The organism is Bradyrhizobium sp. AC87j1, assembly GCF_002936975.1.
GTDB classification, from domain to species: Bacteria; Pseudomonadota; Alphaproteobacteria; order Rhizobiales; family Xanthobacteraceae; genus Bradyrhizobium; species Bradyrhizobium shewense.
Map to the genome: position 1 here is coordinate 25,959 of NZ_PTFE01000005.1, position 22,691 is coordinate 48,649.

At 63.1% G+C, this 22,691-nt stretch carries 17 protein-coding genes and 4 pseudogenes; 16 read left to right on the plus strand and 5 right to left on the minus strand.

The window, feature by feature from the left end:
- Positions 1-145: 145 nt before the first annotated feature.
- The 9 genes and pseudogenes from CV770_RS04890 to CV770_RS04930 all read left to right on the plus strand — a co-directional run.
- Positions 146-1,123: a formylglycine-generating enzyme family protein gene (locus CV770_RS04890; RefSeq protein WP_104461514.1), complete on the plus strand. Its 978-nt coding sequence runs from the start codon at positions 146-148 to the stop codon at positions 1,121-1,123.
- Positions 1,120-2,801, plus strand: a pseudogene (locus tag CV770_RS04895) (arylsulfatase). The gene CV770_RS04890 and the pseudogene CV770_RS04895 overlap by 4 nt, the downstream one beginning before the upstream one ends.
- Positions 2,802-2,940: 139 nt before the next feature.
- Positions 2,941-4,467 carry a DUF1254 domain-containing protein gene (locus tag CV770_RS04900; RefSeq protein ID WP_104461515.1) on the plus strand — a complete coding sequence of 509 codons (1,527 nt, stop codon included), beginning with the start codon at positions 2,941-2,943 and terminating at the stop codon, positions 4,465-4,467.
- A 267-nt stretch (positions 4,468-4,734) separates the two neighbouring features.
- Positions 4,735-6,012 (plus strand): annotated as a pseudogene (locus CV770_RS04905) (DUF1254 domain-containing protein).
- Positions 6,013-6,071: 59 nt separating this feature from the next.
- Positions 6,072-6,584, plus strand: a complete 513-nt coding sequence (locus tag CV770_RS04910) for a hypothetical protein (protein WP_104461516.1) — start codon at positions 6,072-6,074, stop codon at positions 6,582-6,584.
- Between the two features lie 59 nt (positions 6,585-6,643).
- Positions 6,644-6,919, plus strand: a complete 276-nt coding sequence (locus CV770_RS43165) for a PAS domain-containing protein (protein ID WP_245453678.1) — start codon at positions 6,644-6,646, stop codon at positions 6,917-6,919.
- Positions 6,916-7,294, plus strand: a pseudogene (locus CV770_RS04920) (response regulator). The gene CV770_RS43165 and the pseudogene CV770_RS04920 overlap by 4 nt, the downstream one beginning before the upstream one ends.
- A gap of 215 nt (positions 7,295-7,509) precedes the next feature.
- A complete protein-coding gene (locus tag CV770_RS04925) occupies positions 7,510-8,397 on the plus strand; it encodes an ABC transporter substrate-binding protein (RefSeq protein ID WP_161499976.1) in 888 nt (295 codons plus the stop codon).
- A gap of 24 nt (positions 8,398-8,421) precedes the next feature.
- A pseudogene (locus tag CV770_RS04930) lies at positions 8,422-8,583 on the plus strand (MmyB family transcriptional regulator); the annotation flags it as partial.
- Positions 8,584-8,632: 49 nt separating this feature from the next.
- Here the strand turns inward: CV770_RS04930 and CV770_RS04935 are convergent.
- Positions 8,633-9,940, minus strand: coding sequence for a COG3904 family protein (locus CV770_RS04935; RefSeq protein ID WP_104461519.1), 1,308 nt, complete (start codon positions 9,938-9,940; stop codon positions 8,633-8,635).
- A gap of 141 nt (positions 9,941-10,081) precedes the next feature.
- The gene (locus CV770_RS04940) at positions 10,082-10,990 is read right to left on the minus strand and encodes a LysR substrate-binding domain-containing protein (RefSeq protein ID WP_104461520.1); all 909 of its coding nucleotides are present in this window, start codon (positions 10,988-10,990) and stop codon (positions 10,082-10,084) included.
- 109 nt (positions 10,991-11,099) lie between these two features.
- Here CV770_RS04940 and CV770_RS04945 point away from each other — a divergent pair, with 109 nt between their 5' ends.
- From CV770_RS04945 to map, 3 genes are all read left to right on the plus strand, one after another.
- Positions 11,100-12,476, plus strand: coding sequence for an FAD-binding oxidoreductase (locus CV770_RS04945; RefSeq protein ID WP_104461521.1), 1,377 nt, complete (start codon positions 11,100-11,102; stop codon positions 12,474-12,476).
- A 62-nt stretch (positions 12,477-12,538) separates the two neighbouring features.
- Positions 12,539-13,438: a GNAT family N-acetyltransferase gene (locus CV770_RS04950; RefSeq protein WP_201759701.1), complete on the plus strand. Its 900-nt coding sequence runs from the start codon at positions 12,539-12,541 to the stop codon at positions 13,436-13,438.
- A 132-nt stretch (positions 13,439-13,570) separates the two neighbouring features.
- Complete coding sequence (gene map, locus CV770_RS04955) at positions 13,571-14,320, plus strand: type I methionyl aminopeptidase (RefSeq protein ID WP_038948700.1); 750 nt, start codon at positions 13,571-13,573, stop codon at positions 14,318-14,320.
- Between the two features lie 22 nt (positions 14,321-14,342).
- Here map and pdxR read toward each other — a convergent pair whose 3' ends face one another.
- Positions 14,343-15,752, minus strand: coding sequence for a MocR-like pyridoxine biosynthesis transcription factor PdxR (gene pdxR, locus CV770_RS04960; protein ID WP_091965791.1), 1,410 nt, complete (start codon positions 15,750-15,752; stop codon positions 14,343-14,345).
- Positions 15,753-15,861: 109 nt separating this feature from the next.
- On the opposite strand from pdxR, the gene CV770_RS04965 reads away from it, so the two are divergent.
- The gene (locus tag CV770_RS04965) at positions 15,862-16,323 is read left to right on the plus strand and encodes a carboxymuconolactone decarboxylase family protein (protein WP_104461523.1); all 462 of its coding nucleotides are present in this window, start codon (positions 15,862-15,864) and stop codon (positions 16,321-16,323) included.
- A 44-nt stretch (positions 16,324-16,367) separates the two neighbouring features.
- A complete protein-coding gene (locus CV770_RS04970) occupies positions 16,368-17,006 on the plus strand; it encodes an HD domain-containing protein (protein WP_104461597.1) in 639 nt (212 codons plus the stop codon).
- A 59-nt stretch (positions 17,007-17,065) separates the two neighbouring features.
- Here the strand turns inward: CV770_RS04970 and CV770_RS04975 are convergent, their stop codons facing one another.
- Together CV770_RS04975 and CV770_RS04980 are read right to left on the minus strand one after the other, a co-directional pair.
- Positions 17,066-17,332 (minus strand): DUF3551 domain-containing protein, encoded by a 267-nt coding sequence (locus CV770_RS04975; RefSeq protein WP_104461524.1) that lies wholly within the window; start codon positions 17,330-17,332, stop codon positions 17,066-17,068.
- Between the two features lies 1 nt (position 17,333).
- Positions 17,334-17,651 (minus strand): DUF3551 domain-containing protein, encoded by a 318-nt coding sequence (locus CV770_RS04980; protein ID WP_104461525.1) that lies wholly within the window; start codon positions 17,649-17,651, stop codon positions 17,334-17,336.
- 253 nt (positions 17,652-17,904) lie between these two features.
- Here CV770_RS04980 and CV770_RS04985 point away from each other — a divergent pair, with 253 nt between their 5' ends.
- Both CV770_RS04985 and dnaE read left to right on the plus strand, forming a co-directional pair.
- Positions 17,905-18,627, plus strand: a complete 723-nt coding sequence (locus CV770_RS04985) for an outer membrane protein (RefSeq protein ID WP_091965788.1) — start codon at positions 17,905-17,907, stop codon at positions 18,625-18,627.
- Positions 18,628-19,111: 484 nt separating this feature from the next.
- The gene (dnaE, locus tag CV770_RS04990) at positions 19,112-22,615 is read left to right on the plus strand and encodes a DNA polymerase III subunit alpha (RefSeq protein ID WP_104461526.1); all 3,504 of its coding nucleotides are present in this window, start codon (positions 19,112-19,114) and stop codon (positions 22,613-22,615) included.
- Positions 22,616-22,691: the final 76 nt, after the last annotated feature.

Here is a 22,691-nt window from a genome sequence, read left to right on the forward strand (position 1 = left end):
CGGATAGGAACAAATCACGGCGTTGATATAGATCAACGGTCTATCCCGCGCTTTGCTCGACTTCAGAGCAACGACCGTGGCCAGGCGAGCCGGTCGCCGTCTAACGATCATGGCTCTGCAAGTGCGCTACGGGGGGACTCCCCTGATGTCGCTGCAGGACGTTATCAATTGGAATGACCATAAGCACGATGCCTCTGGAATGGTCTTCGTTCCGGGCGGGGGCTTCGCGATGGGGTCCAATAGCCACTATCCGGAGGAAGCGCCCGCCCACGGAGTGAGTGTCGATAGTTTCTGCATCGATCGCACGCCGGTCACCAATCGCCAGTTCAAGGAGTTCGTGCGGGCGACCGGCTACGTTACCTTCGCCGAGGTCCCGCCGGATCCCAAGGACTATCCGGGCGCACTGAAGCACATGCTCTACGCCGGATCGTTGGTGTTTACGCCGCCGTCACGCGTCGCCGAACTGCGCGACTGGAGCCAATGGTGGCAATTCACGAAGGGAGCAGCCTGGCGACATCCCTACGGGCCGAAGAGTAACATCAAGGGGCTCGACGACCATCCAGTCGTGCACATCGCCTATCGGGACGCAGAGGCCTACGCGCACTGGGCGGGCAAGGAGTTGCCGACGGAGGCCGAGTGGGAGTTCGCCGCCCGCGGCGGCCTCGACGGCGCAGAATTCGCTTGGGGGGACGAACTGAGCCCCGGCGGGAAGCACATGGCGAACATCTGGCAGGGCGAGTTCCCGCGCGAGAACCGCTGCGAGGATGGCTTTGCACGCACGTCGCCGGTGACGGCGTTTCCGCCGAACGGCTACGGCCTGCACGACATGATCGGCAACGTGTGGGAGTGGACCTGCGACTGGTGGTCGGCGAAGCACGAAGCCGACGCCGCCAAGCCGTGCTGCATTCCCGTCAACCCACGTGGGGGTTCCGAGACGGACAGCTACGATTCGTGCCAGCCGAAGATCCGGATTCCACGCAAGGTGCTGAAGGGCGGCTCGCACCTATGTGCGCCGAACTATTGCCGCCGCTATCGCCCGGCCGCGCGCCATGCCGAACCGGTCGACACGTCCACCAGCCATGTGGGGTTCCGATGCGTCATTCGTGAAGGGAGAATGTCATGACTGCCAAAGGCCGAGACAAGACCGATCCGAAGACCGAAGCAAAATCGCGCGCGCTCGATCGCCGCAGGATCCTGCTCGGCGGCACCGCGCTCGCGGCGGCGTCCGCCCTGGCGGCGGGTCCGCTGGAGCCGGTCGCTCAGGCCCAGGCTCAGGCGCCGGCGCCGTCCGGTCGGCGACCGAACATCCTCGTCATCTGGGGCGACGATGTCGGTATTGCGAATGTCAGTGCCTATACGTTCGGCTTGATGGGCTACAAAACGCCGAACATCGACCGCATCGCGCGCGAAGGGTTGATGTTCACCGATTATTACGCGGAGCAGAGCTGCACTGCAGGCCGCTCATCGTTCATCACCGGGCAATCGGGGCTGCGCACCGGCATGACCAAGGTCGGCTTGCCGGCCGCCACGCTCGGCTTGCAGGCGGAAGACATCACCATTGCCGCAGCACTGAAGCCGCTCGGTTACGCAACCGGCCAGTTCGGCAAGAACCATCTCGGCGACCGCAACGAGTTTCTGCCTACGATGCATGGTTTCGACGAGTTCTTCGGCAACCTTTATCATCTCAACGCCGAGGAAGAACCGGAGCGCGACGACTACCCGAAGGACCCGGCTTTCAAGGCGAAGTTCGGTCCGCGCGGCGTGCTCAAATGCAAGGCGACTGACCGAGACGATGCGACGGTCGATCCCCGCTTCGGCAAGCTTGGCATGCAAACAGTCGAGGACACCGGCCCACTTACCAAAAAGCGCATGGAGACGATTGATGACGAAACGTCCGTGCGGCAATCGACTTCATCAAGCGCCAGACTCAGGCCAACAAGCCGTTCTTCTGCTGGTGGAACGGCACCCGCATGCACCTCTATACGCATGTCCGGCCCGAATATCGTGGCCGCAGCGGCTTGACCGAGTACCTCGACGGCATGCTTGAACATGATGGCCAGGTCGGCGATCTGCTCAAGACTCTGGACGAGTTGGGCATCGCGAACGACACCATCGTTATCTATGGCACGGACAACGGGCCCCACATGAACTCGTGGCCGGACGGCGCCATGACGCCATTCCGCAGCGAGAAGAATACCAACTGGGAAGGCGCCTATCGGGTCCCGGCGATGATCCGTTGGCCCGGCCGCATCAAGCCCGGCGTCAGCAACGAGATTTTCGCGGCACTTGACTGGTTCCCGACGCTGCTCGCCGCCGCCGGTGAGCCGGACATCAAGAGGAAGCTGCTGACCGGCCACGATGCGATGGGCAAGAACTTCAAGGTGCACCTCGACGGCTACAATCAGCTGCCCTTCCTCACCGGCCAGCAGGAGAAGTCCGAGCGCAAGGAGTTCTTCTATATCAACGACGATGCCCAGCTCGTGGCGATCCGTTACGAAAACTGGAAAGTAGTGTTCTGTGAGCAGAAGACACCCGGCACGTTCGATCTGTGGGCAGAGCCCTTTGTCTGCCGCCGGGTGCCCAAGCTGTTCAACCTGCGCTCCGACCCCTACGAGCGCGCCGACATAACCTCGAACACCTATTACGACTGGACGATCCAGCGGGCGTTCCTGTTCGTACCGGCGCAAGCGTTGGTGGCGCAGTTTGTCGGGACGTTCAAGGACTTCCCGCCACGGCAAAAGCCATCGAGTTTCAGCGTCGACCAGATCATGACGCAGTTGGAGCATGCGCACGGCGGCTGAAAAATGCCGATCGCGTTACGGCGCAAGGCAGAAGCGAGCATAGGCTGGTTATGCAGCTACCAGCCTATGCGGTCAGTTCAAGACACGATTTCGGCAATCATTGGATCATCATCCCACTCAAGCGCAACGGGAGGACACTATGAGCGATCAAGCAACTCTGACCCGACGCGACACCTTGCTTGCAGCCACAGCACTTGCTGCTGTTTTCATGCTGGTATCACCGGCAAACGCTCAACAAGCGACGACGTCAACTGGTGAATCTTCCTACACGTTTGAGCGCGGTTTCCCCGTGCCGGCGACGGCGCAGCGCGTTCATGATGAGGAGGACTTCGAGCGCGCCGTGCAGGCGTACCAGTTCTTCTATCCCACCGTCTCGCTGGAAGGCATTTTCCAAGGCGCGCGCGACACCGGTGCGCAGGACAATAAGGGTGGGTTGCTGTTCTCGGGCGGGCCGAAGAACGTGTTCTTCACCGGCAACGCCGATACGCCTTACGTGTTCGCGGTGCTCGACCTGAAGGAGTCCGGGCCAACCGTCGTGGAGTTGCCACCCGGCCCTTACATCGGCCTCTTCAACGATCACAACTTCCGCTGGATCGCCGACATGGGCCTTACCGGCCCGGAGGCCGGCAAGGGGGGCAAACACCTGGTCCTGCCGGCCGAATACACGGGTGAAGCGCCGGCCGGGTACCACGCGTCCCGCTCAAACACGCGGTTCGTTTTTTTCGGGTCACGTGCCCTGCCATCGGGCGGCGACATCAAGGGCGCGCTGGAGGCGATACGGCAGATCAAGGTCTATCCGCTCTCCCAATCCGCCAACCCACCCACTTACGCGTTCGTCGACAAGACGGACCAACCGTTCGATGCCAGCCCGCTGAAATGGGAGGACAACCTTCAATATTGGGAAAAGCTGCACAAGATCGTGCAAGACGAGCCGGCTTCCGAGGAATTCCGGCCGATGTACGGGATGCTGATGGCGCTCGGCATTGCGAAGGACAAACCGTTTGCGCCGGACGCCCGCATGAAGGCGATTCTGGAACGAGCAGCCAGGACCGGACGAGACCGCATGCTGGTGGCCGCTTACGACAGCAGCCGGCCCGACCGGATCGTCTGGCCGGACCGCAAGTGGGAATGGGCGGGACTGGTTTCCGATAACGGCGACTTCGAAGCGCCTGGTGGCATCGATGTTCAGGCTCGCGATCACTGGTTCTCGCAGGCGACTGGCGCTTCACCGAAGATGTTCGGACGCAAGGAAGGCGCCGGCTCGCTGTATTGGCAGGGACAGCGCGACAAGGAGGGCGCGTTCCTCGACGGCGGCAAGACCTACAAGTTGAGCGTGCCGCAGCCCGTGCCGCAAAAACTGTTCTGGTCGGTCACAGTGTACGACCCCAAGACGCGTTCAATGATCCAGACCGACCAGAACAAGGCGGCGTTGCGGTCGCTGGTTGAACTGAAGGACGTCCCGAAGACGGGCAGCACCGATCTCTACTTCGGCCCCACAGCGCCGTCTGGCAAAGAAGGCCTGTGGATCAAGACCAATCCCGGCCAGGGCTGGTTCGTTTACCTCCGCCTGTACGGGCCGGAAGGGCCAGCATTCAACGGAAGCTGGAAGCCGGGTGACTTCGAAGAGGTCAAAGCCGGCGACGGCAGCACCGTCGGTCAGAAGTAACGGTCGCGAGAAGCCGGCTTCGATCGAAGCCGGCCGCGACCAGACATCGATAGCGGGGTGGTCCAACGCGGAAGGAGTAGCCAGATGAGAAACGCCATCCTGACAACGTTGAGCCTTGCGGTATGCGCTTTCATGGGTGCGGCGACGGTGGCGTTTGCGCAAAATCCTTCCCCAACGGAGCTTGAGCAACGCAGCATCGAGCGGCGTGCGGTCGAGGCCGCGATCTGGGGCATGCCTGCGGTCAATGCCGAGCTGATGCTGCAGGAGATGTTCGCGAAGACCGCGGGCAAGGAGAACCAGATCCTGTACTGGGGTCGTCCGCTCGATTGGCACAACCAGACGCTGACGCCCAATCCGGACTCGATCTACTTCATGGTGTTCATCAACACCAAGGACGCTGGTCCGCTCGTTCTCGAGGTTCCACCGGCCGAAGATGATGGGTCGTTCAACATCAACATTATCAACACCTGGCAGATGCCGCTCGCGGACGCGGGACTCTACGGCACCGACAAGGGCAAGGGAGGCAAGTACCTCATGCTGCCACCCGGCTATTCGGGATCGGTTCCGCAAGGCTACACGCCGCTGAAATTCGATACCTTTGGTGGCATTATTCTGCTGCGCTCGAATCTCAAGAGCCATGGCAGCGCGGACGTTGCGACGTCGGTTGCGTATGGCAAACGGGCGAAATTCTATCCGCTGTCGCAGGCCGACAATCCGCCGGCAACCATCTTCACCGACGCCCAGGAGGTGATTTTCGATTCCACACTCAAATACGACTTCAGCTTCTTCGAGAATTTGAACCGGGTGATCCAGAAGGAGCCCTGGCTCGACCGCGACCGGGTCATGATAAGCCAGCTCAAATCGATCGGTATCGAAAAGGGCATGCCGTTCAAACCCGATGCGCAAACCAAGGCGGCGCTCGAAGCAGGCATCCGTGAAGCCCACGCGTTGCTCAAGGCGAGATACGACAAGTTCTTCCCGCCCTTCGCGTCCTACTGGGATGCAAGCCACTGGGCCGCGATTGTCGTGCCGGAGGTCGTCAATATGTGGCGCAACGACCTGTCCGATCTCAATGACTACCCGGTGGACGATCGTGCCTTGGCCTACACCTATGGCTATATCGCCATCAAGGCGCTGGGCGTCGGACAGTTCTATCTGCTGACCAACCAGGACGGCGAAGGCAAGCGGCTCGACGGCGGCAAGAATTATCGCCTCAAGGTGCCGCCCAACGTGCCGGTCGAACAGTACTGGTCGGCGACCGCATAAGACGGCGATACGCACGCGCTGATCCGCAATGTGTCCCGGGCGAGCCGCTCGTCCCAAATTCCGGAGATAAAGAAGAACGCGGACGGCTCGATCGATGTGTACTTCGGCCCCGCGGCGCCGGCCGGCCAGGAATCGAACTGGGTACCCACCGACCCGAAGCGAGAGTTCGAACTGATCTTCCGTCTCTACGGCCCGACAAAGGCCCTCTACGACAAGTCGTGGAGGCTGACGGACGTCGAGAAGGTCGTAGATGGCAGCGGCACAGTTGGCCGGCAGTGAACAGAGGAATCGGAGCGGCACCAAGCTGGGTACCCAACGACATGGAAAGGGGTAAACCAATGACGACCGGCTCACGTTTCGCCAAATGGGGGCTTGGCCTCTTCATTTTCGGTGTCTTCCTGACCTTCGGCATCATCGGACACTATTGCGCGGGGGCGCGCTGGCCCAATGGTCAGTTGTTCATGCAGAACATCACGCTGTGGTGGGCCTGTCCGTGGACGCTCTCGGTCGCAGCGGTTCAGGCAGGCGCACTTGGGATGGTCGCGCTTGGCCTTACCTTGATGCTGGCGGCGCGCGTGGCACCGCAAGACAGCATGGAGCACTCTGCAGCGTTGTGGTTGTGCATCGTCGGCCTGCTTGGCGTCTTCGCCGTAGGTTATCCGGGCTACTTCGTCTTCGATGCTATCTGGCCGAGCTTCTACTACTCGCCGGTAGCTGCGGGAAAGAACGCCTGGTTGCTGGCGCAGGCGGCGTTCATAGCGGTTTATCTCGCGGGCGCCATCCTTGCGTTCAGCGCGGCTCGGCGGGCGCTGGACGCGATTCCGGCGAAACCGGCCACTGCCGGACATTGAAAGGTGTAAGAGGGAGTCTCACACCCGTGCCCGGGAATCCTCGTCGCAAAGTGGCTGCCGTGAAATCGTCGCAGAGCCTCGACGAGGCGCCCGCGCTGCAACTCGTGTACGACACCGCACCCATTGGCTTCGCCGTCCTTTCACCCGACTGCCGATATTTGCGGATCAACAAGCGCATTACCGAAATATGCGGCATTTCTGTCGAGGATCACCTCGGACGCTCGGTTCGCGAACACGGCGGCACGATTGACGTCGAAACCGAGCCGGGCGTGTTCACGGAGTTCATCATTACGCTGCCGCGCAGGGCAGCTGCAGATGCCGGAGGCCGGAATTGAGTGCGTGCATCCTTGTCGTCGATGACGAGCCCGACGTCGAGCCCCTGTTTCGCCAGCAGTTCCGTCGTGATCTGCGCGCGCAGCGCTTCAACATGGAATTTGCAAAGTCGGCGGCCGATGCCCTTGCACGCGTCGCGGGTGCGGGTCGACCCATCACCCAGTCTGATCCTCTCCGACATCAACATGCCGGGGATGACGGGTTTGGAAATGCTGCCCAAGGTGAAGGAGTTACATCCCGAGATCCCGGTGATCATGATCACGGCCTATGGCGATCAGGAGACCCAACGCGCGGCCCTCGAACGGGGCGCTTCGAAACTTGTGACCAAACCGATCGACTTCAGCTTGCTGCGGTCCGAGATCGAAAACTGCCTGTGACTGGGGCTCGCAAGGCGAGGATACGAACTGGCGCCTAGTCCGAGCACAGCATCCGCCAAACCGACCGTGCGGAAATAACAGAGGGGTGATTGAGAAGTGCGGCGATGCCAGACGTGCAGATACATCGACGCCTCCTTATCGCAACCGCATCCTGCGCGGCATGTACCTGGCCGCTCATAGCGGTGAGCGCCAGTCGCATGCGGCACTTGGGAATCATGATGCAGTTGCCCGAGAGCAGCGCGGAAGGGCAGCTCCGCATCAAGGCCTTCCTGGGCGCATTCGGCAGGCTCGGCTGGAACGAAGGCCGCAACGTCCGGATCGACTACCGCTGGACTGCGGGCAACCGCGAATTGCTCGACAGCTACGCGCGCGAGCTCGTCGACGCCGATCCCGACGCATTGCTCGCCGGCAATGGTGAGGTCGCGCGGGCCTTGCAACGCGTCACGCGCGTGATTCCGATCGTATTTGCGGAGACGATCGATCCCGTCGTCGACGGACTGGTGGCGGAGCTTGCGCATCCGGGCGGCAACATCACGGGCTTCATGATGTTCGAGACTTCGTTGGCAGGAAAGTGGTTGGAACTGCTTCGCGCGCTTAAGCCGGATGTGAAGGTGGTCGCTGTGATGTACGACCCTACGGTGCCCGCGTCGAGAACCCTCCTTCCAACGGTGGCGCAAGCGGCATCTGCGGCCGGCCTGCAGGTATCCATCAGCGCGGTGAGTGACGAGACCGACATCAAGCAGTTCTTTGAAAGCGCACAATACGTCCCGGGATCGGGCGCCATCCAACTGCCGGGTTCAATCATGGGCCGGTATCGCAACCTGATCGTGAAGCTTGCTGCTGAATCTCGGCTGCCGATGATTTATGGGCTGCGTGACAACACCGTGAGAGGGGGGCTCGCCTCCTATGGCGTTGACAGCGTCCAGCTGTACGAACAAGCGGCGTCATATGTAGATCGGGTACTGAAGGGCGAGAAACCTGCCGATCTGCCTGTTCAGGCCGCAACGCGCTATGAACTCGTGATCAACCTCAAAGCCGCGAAGCAGCTCGAGATCGAGCCATCGCCGGCGCTGCTTGCTCGCGCCGATGAGGTGATCGAATGAAGCGCGGTCGCTGCGCTCGCAGAATTCGTCAAATGGTGGAAAGCCCACGACATCCGCAGCACCGCCTCGGGCCTCAAGACCATGAACCACCCGACCAGGGGCGTGCTCCGGTTCGAGCACACCAGCTTCCAGGCCAACGACGATCCCGCGCTGAAGCTCGTGATCTACACGCCGGTCGAGGGCTGAGGGAGGGGGCAGGCTTCAGCTCTTGAAGACTGATTTGCAAGCCTGCGCACTACGGCGCGGGCGTGGCCGCAGGCGTTGCGCTGACGTTCGGCAGGGTACCGCCGACTGTCCATGGACTGTCCGTCCAGGGTGTCGGCCGCAGAGAATTCGCTGGCCAAGCCTTTGCCGGGCCTGTCGCCACCGAGGTGCACGACGTCCCGAGCTGCGTCCACACCGACGCCAAACCGGTCGTGTCGATCTTGAAGCTTGTGACGTCAGCCTTTCCCTCTGGTTCCGGCGTGGTTTCCCGCACCTGCAGGGAGTGCGAGGCCAGCACTGCCTTGACCATGTCGGGGTCGACGGCGCCGTTCCAGACCTCGTACTTCCCGAACCGCACCGGAGGCCCTCCGGCTTCCTTGCTCATGTCGGCGCTGGCCGCGATCAGGATCGTTTTCTTGCCGGCGGTCGATGCGTCGATCTCACCCGCGAACATCAGCGGCACGCGCTTCTTGTTTTCGCAATAGAGGCGCCATTCCATGGTCCGGAACGAGGCGCCGCTCTCCTTCTTCACCGCGGCGATCTTGCTGATGAACGGTCGCGCTCCTTTTTCCAGCCGCCACATCGTCTCGGCCAGCGGTCGCGTGTCGATTCCGAACCGGTAGAGCTCGGGCCGCGTCAGCACGTGCAGGCTTTCAAACTTCACGGTGCTGATCAGTGCATCGAGCTCGCGGCTGATTCCCATCGCCGCAATGAACGCGGCGCGGTCGCGGTCGGCGCCGGCGATCCGGCGCCGCCGCGCTTCGGCGACCACTTCCGGAGGGGGATTGCCTCGAAACCGGAGGATGAGCCTGGAGTTATGGACCGCCAGCGCGGCGTCGGGAGCAACCTCGCGAGAGGTCGCTCCGAGAAACAGGTAACCGCAGGCCGAGTTGCACATCGCATGATAGGTGCTGAGTTCGGCCTCGACCTCGCCGGTCGCATTCTTGATCTTCAGGCATGCGCCGTCGATCTGCGTGCCCGCGGTGCACGCCGTCGCGATCGTCCGGCCAACCCGGGCGATCGCCTTGCGGCTGCGTAGCAGCCGGGCGATCACATAGGACTGCTCAACGTTTCCACCGGGCGAATGGAGGTAGATCGGGCGCTGCAGGTCCTTGACGCCGGCGAGGAAGCGGCGAATGCGGGACGCTGCGTCCTGATCGATCTGGCCCTCGATCGCGATCCAGCGGTCGCAGCCCGGCCCGCACGCGTCGGGCGCGCCTTTGGCGAGATGGATCGTCAGCCTGGAGGCAAAGCCGGGTTTCTCGGCCGGCGCTGCTTCGGCACGCAATGCGCCGGGAAGCGACAGCAAGGCCAGCAGAAGCAATATTCGGGCGAGCATGAAGCGATCGACTACGTATGGTGAGGGACCGTGACTGACGCTATACGACGATCGGCGTGATCACAACTTGCGGTGGCATGACGGTTCACGTTTATTTCGCCGGGATCTGGAGTGGACATCTCGAACGCGCAGGGACGCGGATCAAGGATTTGACCGTAACCATTCCGAAAAGGCGTGGATGGTTCTCGCGCGCGGATGGCCTGCCTTACTGACCACATGGAAGCCGTAGCCAGGCAAGCTCAACTTGAACGCCTTCACGAGCGTACCGGCGGCGAGGTCGTGTGCCGTGAGCACATCACTGAACACTCCTATTCCTTGTCCTGCGATCACCGCCTCGATGGCGTGCAATTCCTCGCGGAAACTCAGATGCTGCATGTCCTTGAACGGGGGAACCTCACGCCATCTGCGCTGAGCCGCGGCGAGCCATCGCTGCCAGGTGGGCGGCTCACGATCGGCCGGTGACCAGTAGGAGTGGATCAGGACGTGATTTGCGAGGTCGACCGGTCGCATCAAGCGCCCCGCTGCAAGCAGGCGCGGACTGCAGACGGCCCAGAATGTATCGCTGAAGAGATCTTCGACGATGCCATCTGTCGGCCGTACTCGGCCGGTCGCGTAGCGAATGGCGACGTCGCCGTCTCCGGCCTGCAGGTCGAGCACCGTGTCAGTGCCGATGATCTCCAGCGGCACGTCGGGATGCAACTTGCGCCACAGGGGCAGGCGAGGCACGAGCCAGCGGCTGGCGAATGCGTTGGTCGTCGTCACCCGGAGCGGCTGTTGGGCGCCTTCCTGCTTGACGCTCGCGATGGCCGCGGCAAACACCTCGAGCCCGCCGCGTATGGCGGGGAAAAGCCGCGCTCCGGCATCGGTCAGCGAGAGCGGCCGTGGTCTGCGGCGAAACAGAGCGCGACCGCAGTATTGCTCGAGCAACCCGATCTGATGGCTGATCGCTGTTGGCGTCACGCCGAGTTCTGCCGCTGCCTTCTTGAAGCTCAGATGGCGGGCGGCGGCTTCAAAAGCGCGAAGCTCGATCAGGGGCGGGAGCTTGTGCATGCCCGCCCAGTCTAGGTGAAACTAATTCATCGTCACCTGAATTCTTCGGATTTGCGCGGAGATAGTGCGCGGTCAAGGATATGGCGGGTCAAGCTGAGGAGATCAGGTCATGTCGTCCATCGCATCTGTCGCCAGCGCTGCCGCCGATCTTGGCGCCTCCTTTGGAGGGCAACTGCTCAAACCGGCGGACGAGGGCTATGAGGAAGCGCGAAAGGTCCATAACGGGCTGGTCGACAAGCGGCCGGCATTGATCGCCAGGTGCCGCAGCGTGGCCGACGTCGTCGACGCCGTCGCTCTTGCGACCAAGCTCGGCCTCGAGGTCGCCGTTCGCGGCGGTGGCCACAATGTAGCAGGACGCGCAACCATCGACGGCGGGATCATGATCGACCTCTCGCCCATGAAGGGCGTCCGGGTCGACCCGGTCGGCAAGACCGTCTGGGCGCAGGGTGGGGCCACCTGGGGCGAGCTCAATCGCGAAACGCAACTTCACGGACTTGCGGTCACAGGCGGCGTGGTCTCGACCACCGGGATTGCCGGCCTCACCCTCGGCGGAGGACTGGGCTGGCTGATGGGCAAGTACGGTCTGGCACTGGATAATCTGCGGGCCGTCGAACTCGTCACCGCCGATGGCAAGGTTTTGCGCGCCAGCAGGCAAGAGGAGCCCGATCTGTTCTGGGCCCTCCGCGGCGGCGGCGGAAACTTCGGGATCGCCACCAGTCTCGAATACGATCTTCATACCGTCGGACCGATCATTACCGGCGGCCCGATCGTCCATCCCATCGAACGCTCCCGTGACGTGCTCGAATTCTTCCGGACCAGCACGCGGTCGCTCGCGGACGAGCACATGCTGTTCGCATCCCTGACGCATGCGCCGGACGGGTCCGGCACGGAGGTCGCGGTCCTGGTCACCAGCCACTGCGGTCCGCTGGCGGATGCCGAACGAGCGGTGCGGCCGCTGAAACAGTTCGGGACTCCGATCCTGGATGCAGTCGGGCCGATTCCCTATTGCGACCTCAACCGCATGCTCGACGCCAACTATCCGAAAGGCGCTTTCAACTATTGGAAATCGAACTTTCTCGCGGAGCTCAGTGATGGCGCGATTGCGACCATGATCGAATGTTTCGCGCGCTGCCCGACTCCCATGGGGCAGTTTCTGGTCGAACACGTCCACGGCGCGGCGGCCCGCGTCGATACCGTGGATACGGCATTTCCGCATCGGCAGGAGGGCTATAATTTCCTGATTCTCGCGCAGTGGATGCAGGCCAGCGATACCAGCCGTTGCATGTCCTGGGCGCGCGACACCTACGAAAGGATGCGGCCCTTCTTCGCCTCCGGCCGCTATGTCAATTATCTCGATGATGACGAGACGGGCGATCCTGTCGCGGCCGCCTATGGACCGAACTACCGGCGCCTGCAGCGGATCAAGGCGAAATACGACCCGACCAACTTCTTCCGCATGAACCAGAACATCCGGCCCCTGGCCTGATGGCCGGTTGAGGATTTCGTCGCTCCCATGGGCCGTGTTGATCTCCTCGGGAGGATTCGAGAATGGCTGTCGTGTGCCGACCCGCTTGTAGCGACGATTTGGCGAGAGCCGACGAGATCGTGGTCGCCAGCATCAACGAACTCACGGAACGGCGGGGGTTCGGCGAGATGGCTTCCTCCCGCCCGCAGCATTTTCAGGCCTTCTCGCTTGCGGATGATCCCGAAGGTCTATGGGTTGCCGATGACGACGGAGACATTGTCGGCTTCGCGTGGAGTTGGGTGTGTGGCGAGCTTTGGTTCTTGGCGCAGCTGTTCGTAGCGCCTGATCGCCAGAGCGACGGCATCGGCAATCAATTGCTCGGCAAGTCATTCGCTCACGCGGCAACGCGCGGAGCATCCGTCAAAGCGTTGATCACCTTCACCTTCAACAACGTGTCGCAAGGCCTCTACATCCGTCACGGACTATTCCCGCGCTGTCCGATCTACATGGTCAGCGTGCCCAGTGACCGCCTGGCGTTACGGTTGGCCGAGCCGCTGCTGCGTCTTGAGCCTCTTGCCGCCGCGACGGCCCGGTTCGAGGACCTGGTGCCCATTGATGTCAGCGCTCTCGGCGTTTCCAGAGCGAAGCATCATCGATATCTCCTGGGCGACAGCACGACGAACGGGTTCACCATTCACGCCGGCCGTGAGTGCGTCGGGTATGTCTACGTTTCGGATGGACACATTGGCCCGCTCGCGGTCCGCCGGCCGGATCTGGTTGGCCCCGCCTTGGCGGCTGCGCTGTCGCTCGCGGCACGGAGCGATGCTCCAACCATCTCGGCCTTCGTGCCGGGCGCGAGCGAGCCGGCGCTCAAGGTGGCGATCGACCACGGCATGCAACTGACGTTGCCGATGCTGCTGATGTCCAATCGACAGTTCGGAGATTGGGTTAGTTACCTTCCGCGTAATCCGGGCTTCATGTAGACTTGGCAGGACTTGCGATCCTGCGTTGGCGGAACGCTGACTCGGCTGTGCGAACGATTTCGGCGCGCACGCTGCGTTTGCAAGCCGACCTCGCAGGGGCTATGTCCGGGCCTCCCGGACAAGAGCCCTGACATGACAATCTCCGACGACAACGACCTGACGCGCCTGAAAGAGATCGGTCGCATCGTCGCTAATACGCTGGAGGCGATGGGGAAGGCGATTGAGCCGGGCATGAGCACCTCCGAGCTCGATCAGATCGGGCGAAAGCTGCTGGAGGCTGCCGGCGCGCGTTCGGCCCCGGAGCTGGCCTACGATTTTCCCGGGGCGACCTGCATCAGCGTGAACGAGGAGATCGCTCACGGCATCCCGGGCGAGAGGCGGATCGCGCGCGGCGACCTCGTGAACATCGACGTGTCAGCCGAGAAGAACGGCTTCTTTGCCGATACGGGAGCCTCGTTCGCCGTTCCCCCCGTAAACCGCGCGATCGAACGTCTTTGCCGGGATGGCCGGCGGGCGATGTGGACAGGCCTGCAGCAGGTCGGCGCCGGCAAGCCGATTGCCGGGATCGGCCAGGCGATCGGGACCTTTGCGCGGAAGAAAGGCTACAGCCTGGTCAGGAATCTGGCCAGTCACGGCGTCGGCCTGTCGCTCCATGAGGAGCCGACGGAGATTGCAACCTGGCCCGACCGCTCCGAACGCCGCATCATGAACGATGGCCTCGTGTTCACCGTCGAGCCGTTCCTCTCCATGGGTGCCGAATGGGCGGAGAATGGCGACGACCCATGGACGCTCTACAGCAGTCCCGAGGCGCCGACCGTTCAATACGAGCACACCGTGATCGCCACCCGCAACGGACCTTTGATCGTGACGCTGGCGGGTTAAGGCCGCCGACGCGGGAGCCGGATCACGTCAGGCGGTCGATGATCTGAAGGAGCCGGTCGCAGGATGCCTCGATCCTTTTGAGTGGAGACGTCGCGACGCCCAGCAACAGTCCCGGGCGCGCCGAAGCCTTCGAGGCATACCAGAGCGAGAGCGGCGTGGGCGCCAGTCCGAACGATGCAGCTTGCCTGGCGATGGCAAGATCAGGCGCTCCGTCCGGCAAGCGCAGGACCGCGGCCAGTCCTGCAATCGCAACGTTTGTGGTGCGCGTTCGAAGCTGCTTCAGCAATGCATCGCCTTGCGCGGTGTAGGCGCGCTTGGTGCGTCGCAAATGCCGCAGATAATGGCCCTCGCGGATGAAGTCTGCCGTGGCGAGCTGCACCGCGGGTCCGGGTGCCGGCGCGAGGCACGCTGCGGTCTCGGCAAATCGCGACGCCAGAGCGGCCGGTGCAACGACAAAGCCGAGCCGTAGGGCAGGGGTTACGGTCTTGCTGAAGGAGCCAATGTGAATGACGCGGCCGGCGCGATCGAGCGAGGCGAGTGCCGGCGTGGCCCGGCCCTTGAGCTGAAGTTCGCTGAGATAGTCATCCTCGATCACCCACGCGTTGTTTTGGTTCGCCCAGTCGAGCAGGCGCGATCGACGTGCCAGTGACAGCGTGGATCCGAGCGGCGCCTGCTGCCCCGGTGTCACGACAACCAGCGCGGCGTCGGGCGCTTGTTGCAGGCCGTCATCGACATCGATCCCATCCGCGTCAACCGTGATCGGCACGATCGACAATCCCGCAAGTTCGAGGCCGTGCCGGGTGAAGGGAAAGCCGGGATCCTCCATCCAGACTTTCTTCCTTTGCCCGAGGTCGAGGACACGGAGCGCCAGGCCAAGGCCGCCGCTGAAGCCGCTGGTGATGATGATCTGGGACGGTGCGCATTCGATCCCGCGCGCCAGCGCAAGGTAGGCCGCGATCTCGCGTCGCAAGCCCAGCTCGCCGCGCGGGTCGGGGTAGATCGCAGGTGCGCTCATCTCGACGCGAACCGCCCGTGCGCGCATTCGCGCCAGCAGCGTCGCAGGAAAGGTCTCCTGCGAAGGCACGCCCATCTGGAAGATCGCCGGCCCCGCCGTGAGCTCCTGGTACATCTCCATGAACGAGCCGGGGTCCGGCGCCTTGTCCCGACGCACGGGAATGGATGGTCGGTCGGCGACATGCGTGCCTGTCGCGCGGGCCGCGATGATCAGTTGGGCCGATGAGAGCTTTTCATAGGCTGAGCGCACGGTGCCGCGCGCGACGCCAAGCTGGGCCGCCAAATCCTGCCATGAGGGCAGGCGCGCGCCCGGGGCGAGCACGCCGCGCTCGATGGCGGCCCTGATCCCCCTGTGGATTTGCTCCGCCAGCGGCGTCTTCGCCGACCGGTCGAGCTTCAGCCGCAGCGATCTGGTCATTGATCCTTGGTACACGATTTTCTCGCGTTCTTGGTTCTTTTTTATAGACCACGGCAGGGGCATCTGAGGGAGGAAAGAGGGGCTCCCTCGATCATCAAGGAGAAAGCGGATGAGTGAACGTCTCAACTACAACCACATTGCACCGGCAGGCGCGAAGGCACTGGGCGGCGTCTATGGCTACGTCATGCAGAGCGGGCTTCCCGCGACGCTGGTGACCCTCGCTTACCTGCGCGTCTCGCAGATCAACAACTGCGCCTACTGCCTCGACATGCACACGCGGGATCTGCTGAAGGGCGGTGTGAAGGTCGAAAAGCTCGCGCTGCTGCAGGCTTGGGCCGAGGCCGGCGATCTCTTCGACGAACGCGAGCGCGCGGCCCTCGCCTGGGCCGAGACTGTCACCCGCGTCGCCGAGACCAACGTGCCCGATGAAGCCTATCAAGCCGCCCGCAAGGTCTTCAGCGAGCGCGAGCTTGTCGATCTCACGATCGCAATCAGCCTGATGAATGCGTACAATCGCATGTCGATCAGCTTCCGGAATACTCCGCAGGCCGCGCTCGATAAGGCGGCCTGACGGATCGCGCGGCATCAGCCGAAATGCAAAGCAGGAGCTTGAAGATGATGAGCGTGATTTCCGGCGTCAAAATCCCCGACAGCAAGCTGGCGCGCGAGGCGGCTGAACTGGTGCGCAGCTACGAAGACGACATGCTTTTCAACCATTCCGTCCGGGTCTACGTCTTCGGCGCCATGAAGGGGCTGCGTCAGCAGCTGAAATTCGATCCCGAACTTCTTTACGTCGCGGCGTTGTTTCACGATCTCGGCCTCGTCGACCATTACCACACGCAGACAAAGCGATTTGAGGTTGACGGAGCCGACGCTGCGCGTGAGTTCTTGCGGGCGCGCGGCATCGCCGAGCCGCAAGCCGATCTGGTGTGGGAGGCAATCGCGCTGCACACCACGCCCGGCATTCCGCAATTCATGCGGCCGGAAATCGCGCTCACCAACGCTGGTGTCCTGGTGGACGTCGTGGGCATTGGGTATGACGACTACACGCCGGAACAGCGCGACCAGGTGATCTCGGCGTTTCCGCGCGGTGACTTCAAGAACGAGTTCCTGAAGGTGCAGACTTGCTCGGCGCTGAAGAAGCCGCAGACGACGTTCGGGACGGTCAATTTCGACTACATCGAGGATCACGATCCCAGCTTCCGCAAGCCGAATGCGTGCACGCGCATCCGCAGCACGCCCTGGCAGAGCTGAGCTGATGACGGCATTCGCCGCACGCCTACGCCGCCCTATCTCCGCCGGAAACTGAACGGTTAGGATCCGGGGCGAGGCGGCGCGCTCGAGCGGCGAGGGCGCGTTGGTTTCTTCTGCGGAAAATACGGGTTCACCACGCAACTCGCCGAACGCCCGACGGCGAGATATCGGCACTGCTCAAGCGAGCCGTAGCGGCAGTCGAAATAGCCGACCGGGCCGTAGATCTGCATGCACACTGGATAGCTCGGATCGTAGGTCTGCGCGCGTGCAGATCCGCCCACGAGAAGCAGGCCGATCACGACCAGTGCGAGGCGAGCGTGGCGCATCTCAGCGCAGGAAGTAGCCTGGTGAATAGCCGGGCGTCTGCGCGCGCGGACGATTCTGATAGGCGTAGGGGTCGTCGCTTTGGCCGGCGAAATACGGATTAGCGATGCAGGTCAGCGCGCGTCCCGATGCGCTTGCCTGACACTGCGCGTAGGTGTCGAACCTGCAATTGCTCAGGCCCGGCCATTCATCGCCGGTGAGGCAGAATGGATGATGCGTTCCGAACGCGCGTGCGGGTGTTGATGCGCTCGACAAGAGTGCAAATGTGGCGAGTGCGAGCGAAAGTGTGGCGACAATGGGGAGGACAATTCGTCTGCGCATCTTCAATTCTCCATCACGCGAATGTGCGCGCGACGTTGTTACGCGCGCATGCAATTTATCTCGTGTCGCCGACAATGGAACTACAGAAAACACTTATTTCAAAGGGTTTCCAGAACGCGCTGATAAATCTTCATTAATGAAGCGCGGGCCTTTGGAGCGAACTGTTGCGTCGAGGTTACAGCAATTCCGTCGATCACTGTTATCACCACGCTGCGGCCAGGGGGCCTAACGACGAAACTGGAACGGGACTCAAATGAAGAAGAATTTGTTGCTTGCCGCTGTGAGCCTTGTCGCGCTGAGCGCGACTGCGCCGGCGCTGGCTGCCGACCTCGCAGCTCGGCCGTACACCAAGGCGCCGCCGGCGGCGATCGCCGCGGTCTATGACTGGAGCGGCTTCTATATCGGCGTCAACGGCGGCGGCGGTTCGGCGGACACGTCGTGGAACCTGGTCGGCTTCGGTGCGGAAGGCTCGCACAACTCGACCGGCGGCACCGTCGGTGGTCAGGTCGGTTATCGTTTGCAGTCCGGCCAGTTCGTGTTCGGCATCGAAGGCCAGGGCAACTGGGCCGACTTCTCGGGTGACAACATCAGCGGCATCACCGGATTCCGGAATCGCACGCGCGTCGACTCGTTCGGTCTGATCACCGGTCAGGTTGGCTACGCCTGGAACAACGTCCTGCTCTACGCAAAGGGCGGTGCGGCTGTCGTCAGCAACAAGTACGACGTCTACAGCACCGTCACGGGTGCGAACCTCGACCGGGCTGACGAGACCCGCTGGGGTGCCACGGTTGGCGCGGGCCTGGAGTACGGGTTTGCTCCGAACTGGACGGTCGGCGTCGAGTACAATCACATCTTCCTCGGCGACCACGACATCACCTTTGCCAGCGGCGCTGTCGAGCGCGTCAAGCAGGACGTCGACATGGGTCTCGTCCGCCTGAACTACAAGTTCGGCGGCCCGATCCTCGGCCGTTACTGAGACTGATCGCTCGTCATCGAGCGATCCTCGAAAAGCCCCGGCTTAGGCCGGGGCTTTTTTGTTGCGTGAATTCAGCGAGTTAACCATTGCTCCTGGAGGTTGTCCGCCACGCTTGACTCTTGAGAACGAAATGAGAACAATGTTCTTCATACGTTCCAACAAGGGAGCAAGCCATGTTCAGGGTTTTCGTGGAAGAGGCCGCCGCACTGGCGTCGATCACGCTGTTCGTCGGGATGATCGCGATCTGGGCGCAGGTCATACCGCAGCTCTAGGAGCAGCGGTTTTGTAAACCGCTGCTCCCCTTTACCGGTACCCCCTTGGGGAAAAGCAGGACGACGCGGCCAATTGGCCGCTCCGGCGTGGACTCTGAAGCTGCGACACCTCACCATTGCGAGGCGAGTCGGCAAACGAAGGCAAACGGCGAGTGATGCCTTGAGGAGCCGGCGACCGCTCCATTCCATCTACAAGAGGCCGTCACGCGACCATGCCGAGCGCCGGATTTGTCCACCTTCACGTTCACTCGGCCTATTCGCTGCTCAAGGGCTCGATCAAGATCGCCAAGCTCGCCGAGCTTGCCAAGAAGGACCACCAGCCGGCGCTGGCGCTGACCGACACCGACAATCTGTTCGGTGCGCTGGAGTTTTCGGACAAGATGGCGGGCTCCGGTATCCAGCCGATTGTCGGCTGCGAGCTGGCGATCGATTTCGGCGACCAGGACCCGAATGCGCGCAACGCGATGGGGCCGTCGCGCGTGGTGCTGCTGGCCGCGCAGGAGCGCGGCTATCGCAGCCTGATGCGGCTCAACTCGCGCGCCTTCCTCGAATCGCCGGATAGCCACGCTCCGTTCGTCAAGTTCGACTGGTTCGAGGGCGAGACCGACGGGCTGATCGCACTGACGGGCGGACCCGACGGGCCGATCTCGCTGGCGCTTGCAGGCGGTCATGCCGAGCTCGCCGCCCTGCGCTGCGAGCGTCTGGCCGGCCTGTTCGGCGACCGCCTCTACATCGAATTGCAGCGTCACAACACCGAGAAGGAGCGGCGGGTCGAAAGCGGCCTGATCGACCTCGCCTACGCCAAGGGACTGCCGCTGGTCGCGACCAACGAGCCGTATTTCGCTGCGACCGACGATTACGAAGCGCATGACGCGCTGCTGTGCATCGCCGGCGGGCGGCTGATCGCCGAGACCGAGCGCGAGCAGCTGACGCCGGATCATCGCTTCAAGACGCGCGCCGAGATGGCGGTGCTGTTCGCCGACATTCCGGAGGCGCTGGCCTCGACGGTGGAGATCGCCGAGCGCTGCTCGTTCCGCCCGATGACGCGCAAGCCGATCCTGCCGTTCTTCACCGTCGGTGCCGCGTCGAGCTCGGATGCCGCCGCAGTCGAGGCGGCGGAACTGAAGCGCCAGGCGGAGGAGGGGCTCGCCAATCGCCTGCGGGTCCACGGCCTGTCGCAGGGCATGACGGACGAGGATTACAGCAAGCGCCTGGCGTTAGAGCTCGACGTCATCATGCGCATGAAATACGCGGGCTACTTCCTGATCGTGTCCGACTTCATCAAATGGGCAAAGGGCCAGGGCATTCCGGTCGGGCCGGGCCGCGGCTCCGGCGCAGGCTCGCTGGTGGCGTGGGCGCTGACCATCACCGATCTCGACCCGATCAAATTCGGCCTGCTGTTCGAGCGCTTCCTCAATCCCGAACGTGTCTCGATGCCGGACTTCGACATCGACTTCTGCCAGGACCGCCGCGGCGAGGTGATCAGGTACGTCCAGGAGCGCTACGGCCGCGACCAGGTCGCGCAGATCATCACCTTCGGAACGCTGCAGGCGCGCGGCGTGCTGCGCGACGTCGGCCGCGTGCTGCAGATGCCCTATGGCCAGGTCGACAAGCTGACCAAGCTGGTGCCGCAGAATCCGGCCGCGCCCGTCACGCTCGCGGCCGCAATCGAGAGCGAGCCAAAACTCCAGGCGTTCCGCGACGAAGATCCGATCGTGGCGCGTGCCTTCGACATCGCCCAGCGCTTGGAAGGCCTGACCCGCCACGCCTCGACCCATGCTGCCGGCATCGTGATCGGCGATCGTCCCTTGAGCGAGCTCGTGCCGCTCTACCGCGATCCCAAATCCGACATGCCGGTGACCCAGTTCAACATGAAATGGGTCGAGCCGGCGGGCCTCGTGAAGTTCGACTTTCTCGGCCTGAAGACGCTGACCGTGCTCGATGTCGCCTGTAAGCTGCTCAAACCGCGCAACATCGACGTCGATCTCGCGACGCTGCCGATCGACGATGCCGAGAGCTACCAGATGCTGGCGCGCGGCGAGGTGGTCGGCGTGTTCCAGGTTGAAAGCCAGGGTATGCGGCGCGCGCTGGTCGACATGCGGCCTGACCGTTTCGAGGACATCATCGCGCTGGTGGCGCTGTATCGCCCGGGTCCGATGGCGAACATCCCGACCTATTGCGCGCGCAAGCACGGCGACGAGGAGCCGGAATATCTGCATCCCGTGCTGGAGCCGATCCTGAAGGAGACGTTCGGCGTCATCATCTACCAGGAACAGGTGATGCAGATCGCGCAGGTGATGTCGGGCTATTCGCTCGGCGACGCCGACCTGCTGCGCCGCGCCATGGGCAAGAAGATCCGCGCCGAGATGGACAAGCAGCGCGACATTTTCGTCGCGGGCGCGGTGAAGAACGGCGTGCCGAAGGCGCAGGCCGAGACCATCTTCGAGCTCTTGGCGAAGTTCGCCGACTACGGCTTCAACAAGAGCCACGCGGCGGCTTATGCGCTGGTGTCCTATCACACCGCCTATATGAAGGCGCATTATCCGGTGGAGTTCATCGCGGCGTCGATGACCCTCGATCTGAACAACACCGACAAGCTCTCCGAATTCCGCTCCGAGGCGCAGCGCCTCGGCATCAAGGTCGAGCCGCCGAACATCAACCGTTCCGGCGCGACCTTCGAGGTCGGCGACAAGGTCATTTACTACGCGCTCGCAGCGCTCAAGGGCGTCGGCATCCAGGCGATCGAGCAGATCATCGAGGAGCGGACCAAGCGCGGGCTGTTCACCTCGCTCGCCGACTTCGCCGCGCGGGTCAATCCGCGCGCGATCAACAAGCGCATCATCGAAAGTCTCGCGGCCGCCGGCGCCTTCGACACGCTGGAGCCGAACCGCGCCCGTGTCTTCGCCGGCGCGGATTCGATCCTGGCCGCCTGCCAGCGCGCGCATCAGGCCGAGACCATCGGTCAGAACGACATGTTCGGGATGTCGGCGGATGCGCCGACCATCATGCTGCCGCAGATCGAGCCCTGGCTGCCGGCCGAAAAGCTCCGCCGCGAATACGACGCCGTCGGCTTCTTCCTGTCGGGCCATCCGCTCGACGATTACGCCACCGTGCTGAAGCGGCTGCGGGTGCAGAGCTGGGCGGAATTCTCGCGCGCGGTGAAGACCGGTGCCACCGCCGGCAAGGTCGCGGCCACCGTGGTCTCGCGCATGGAGCGGCGCACCAAGACCGGCAACAAGATGGGCATCATGGGGCTCTCCGATCCCACGGGCCACTTCGAGGCGGTGCTGTTCTCCGAAGGTCTCGCGCAATATCGCGACGTGCTGGAGCCGGGCGCTGCCGTGCTGCTGCAGCTCGGCGCCGAGCTGCAGGGCGAGGACGTTCGCGCCCGCGTGCTGCATGCCGAGCCGCTGGATGACGCCGCCGCCAAGACGCAGAAGGGCCTGCGCATCTTCGTGCGCGATACCAAGCCGCTGGACTCGATCGCCAAGCGTTTGGCCGGGCCCGATATGGCCGCCTCGAATGGCGCTGCGCCGAAGGTCGGCAGTCCGGGCATCGCACCGCGCTCCAACGGCGACGGCGAGGTCTCGCTGGTGATGATGCTTGACCTCGAGACCGAGGTCGAGATGAAGCTGCCCGGTCGTTTCAAGGTTTCGCCGCAGATTGCCGGCGCGATCAAGGCGGTCGCGGGCGTGGTGGACGTGCAGCAGCTCTGATACTGTCGGCACCGCCGCAAACCAAAGCTTAACTATTTGGCCCGCGCGCGGTTTCGAAGTCGCTGGCACGCAGCTA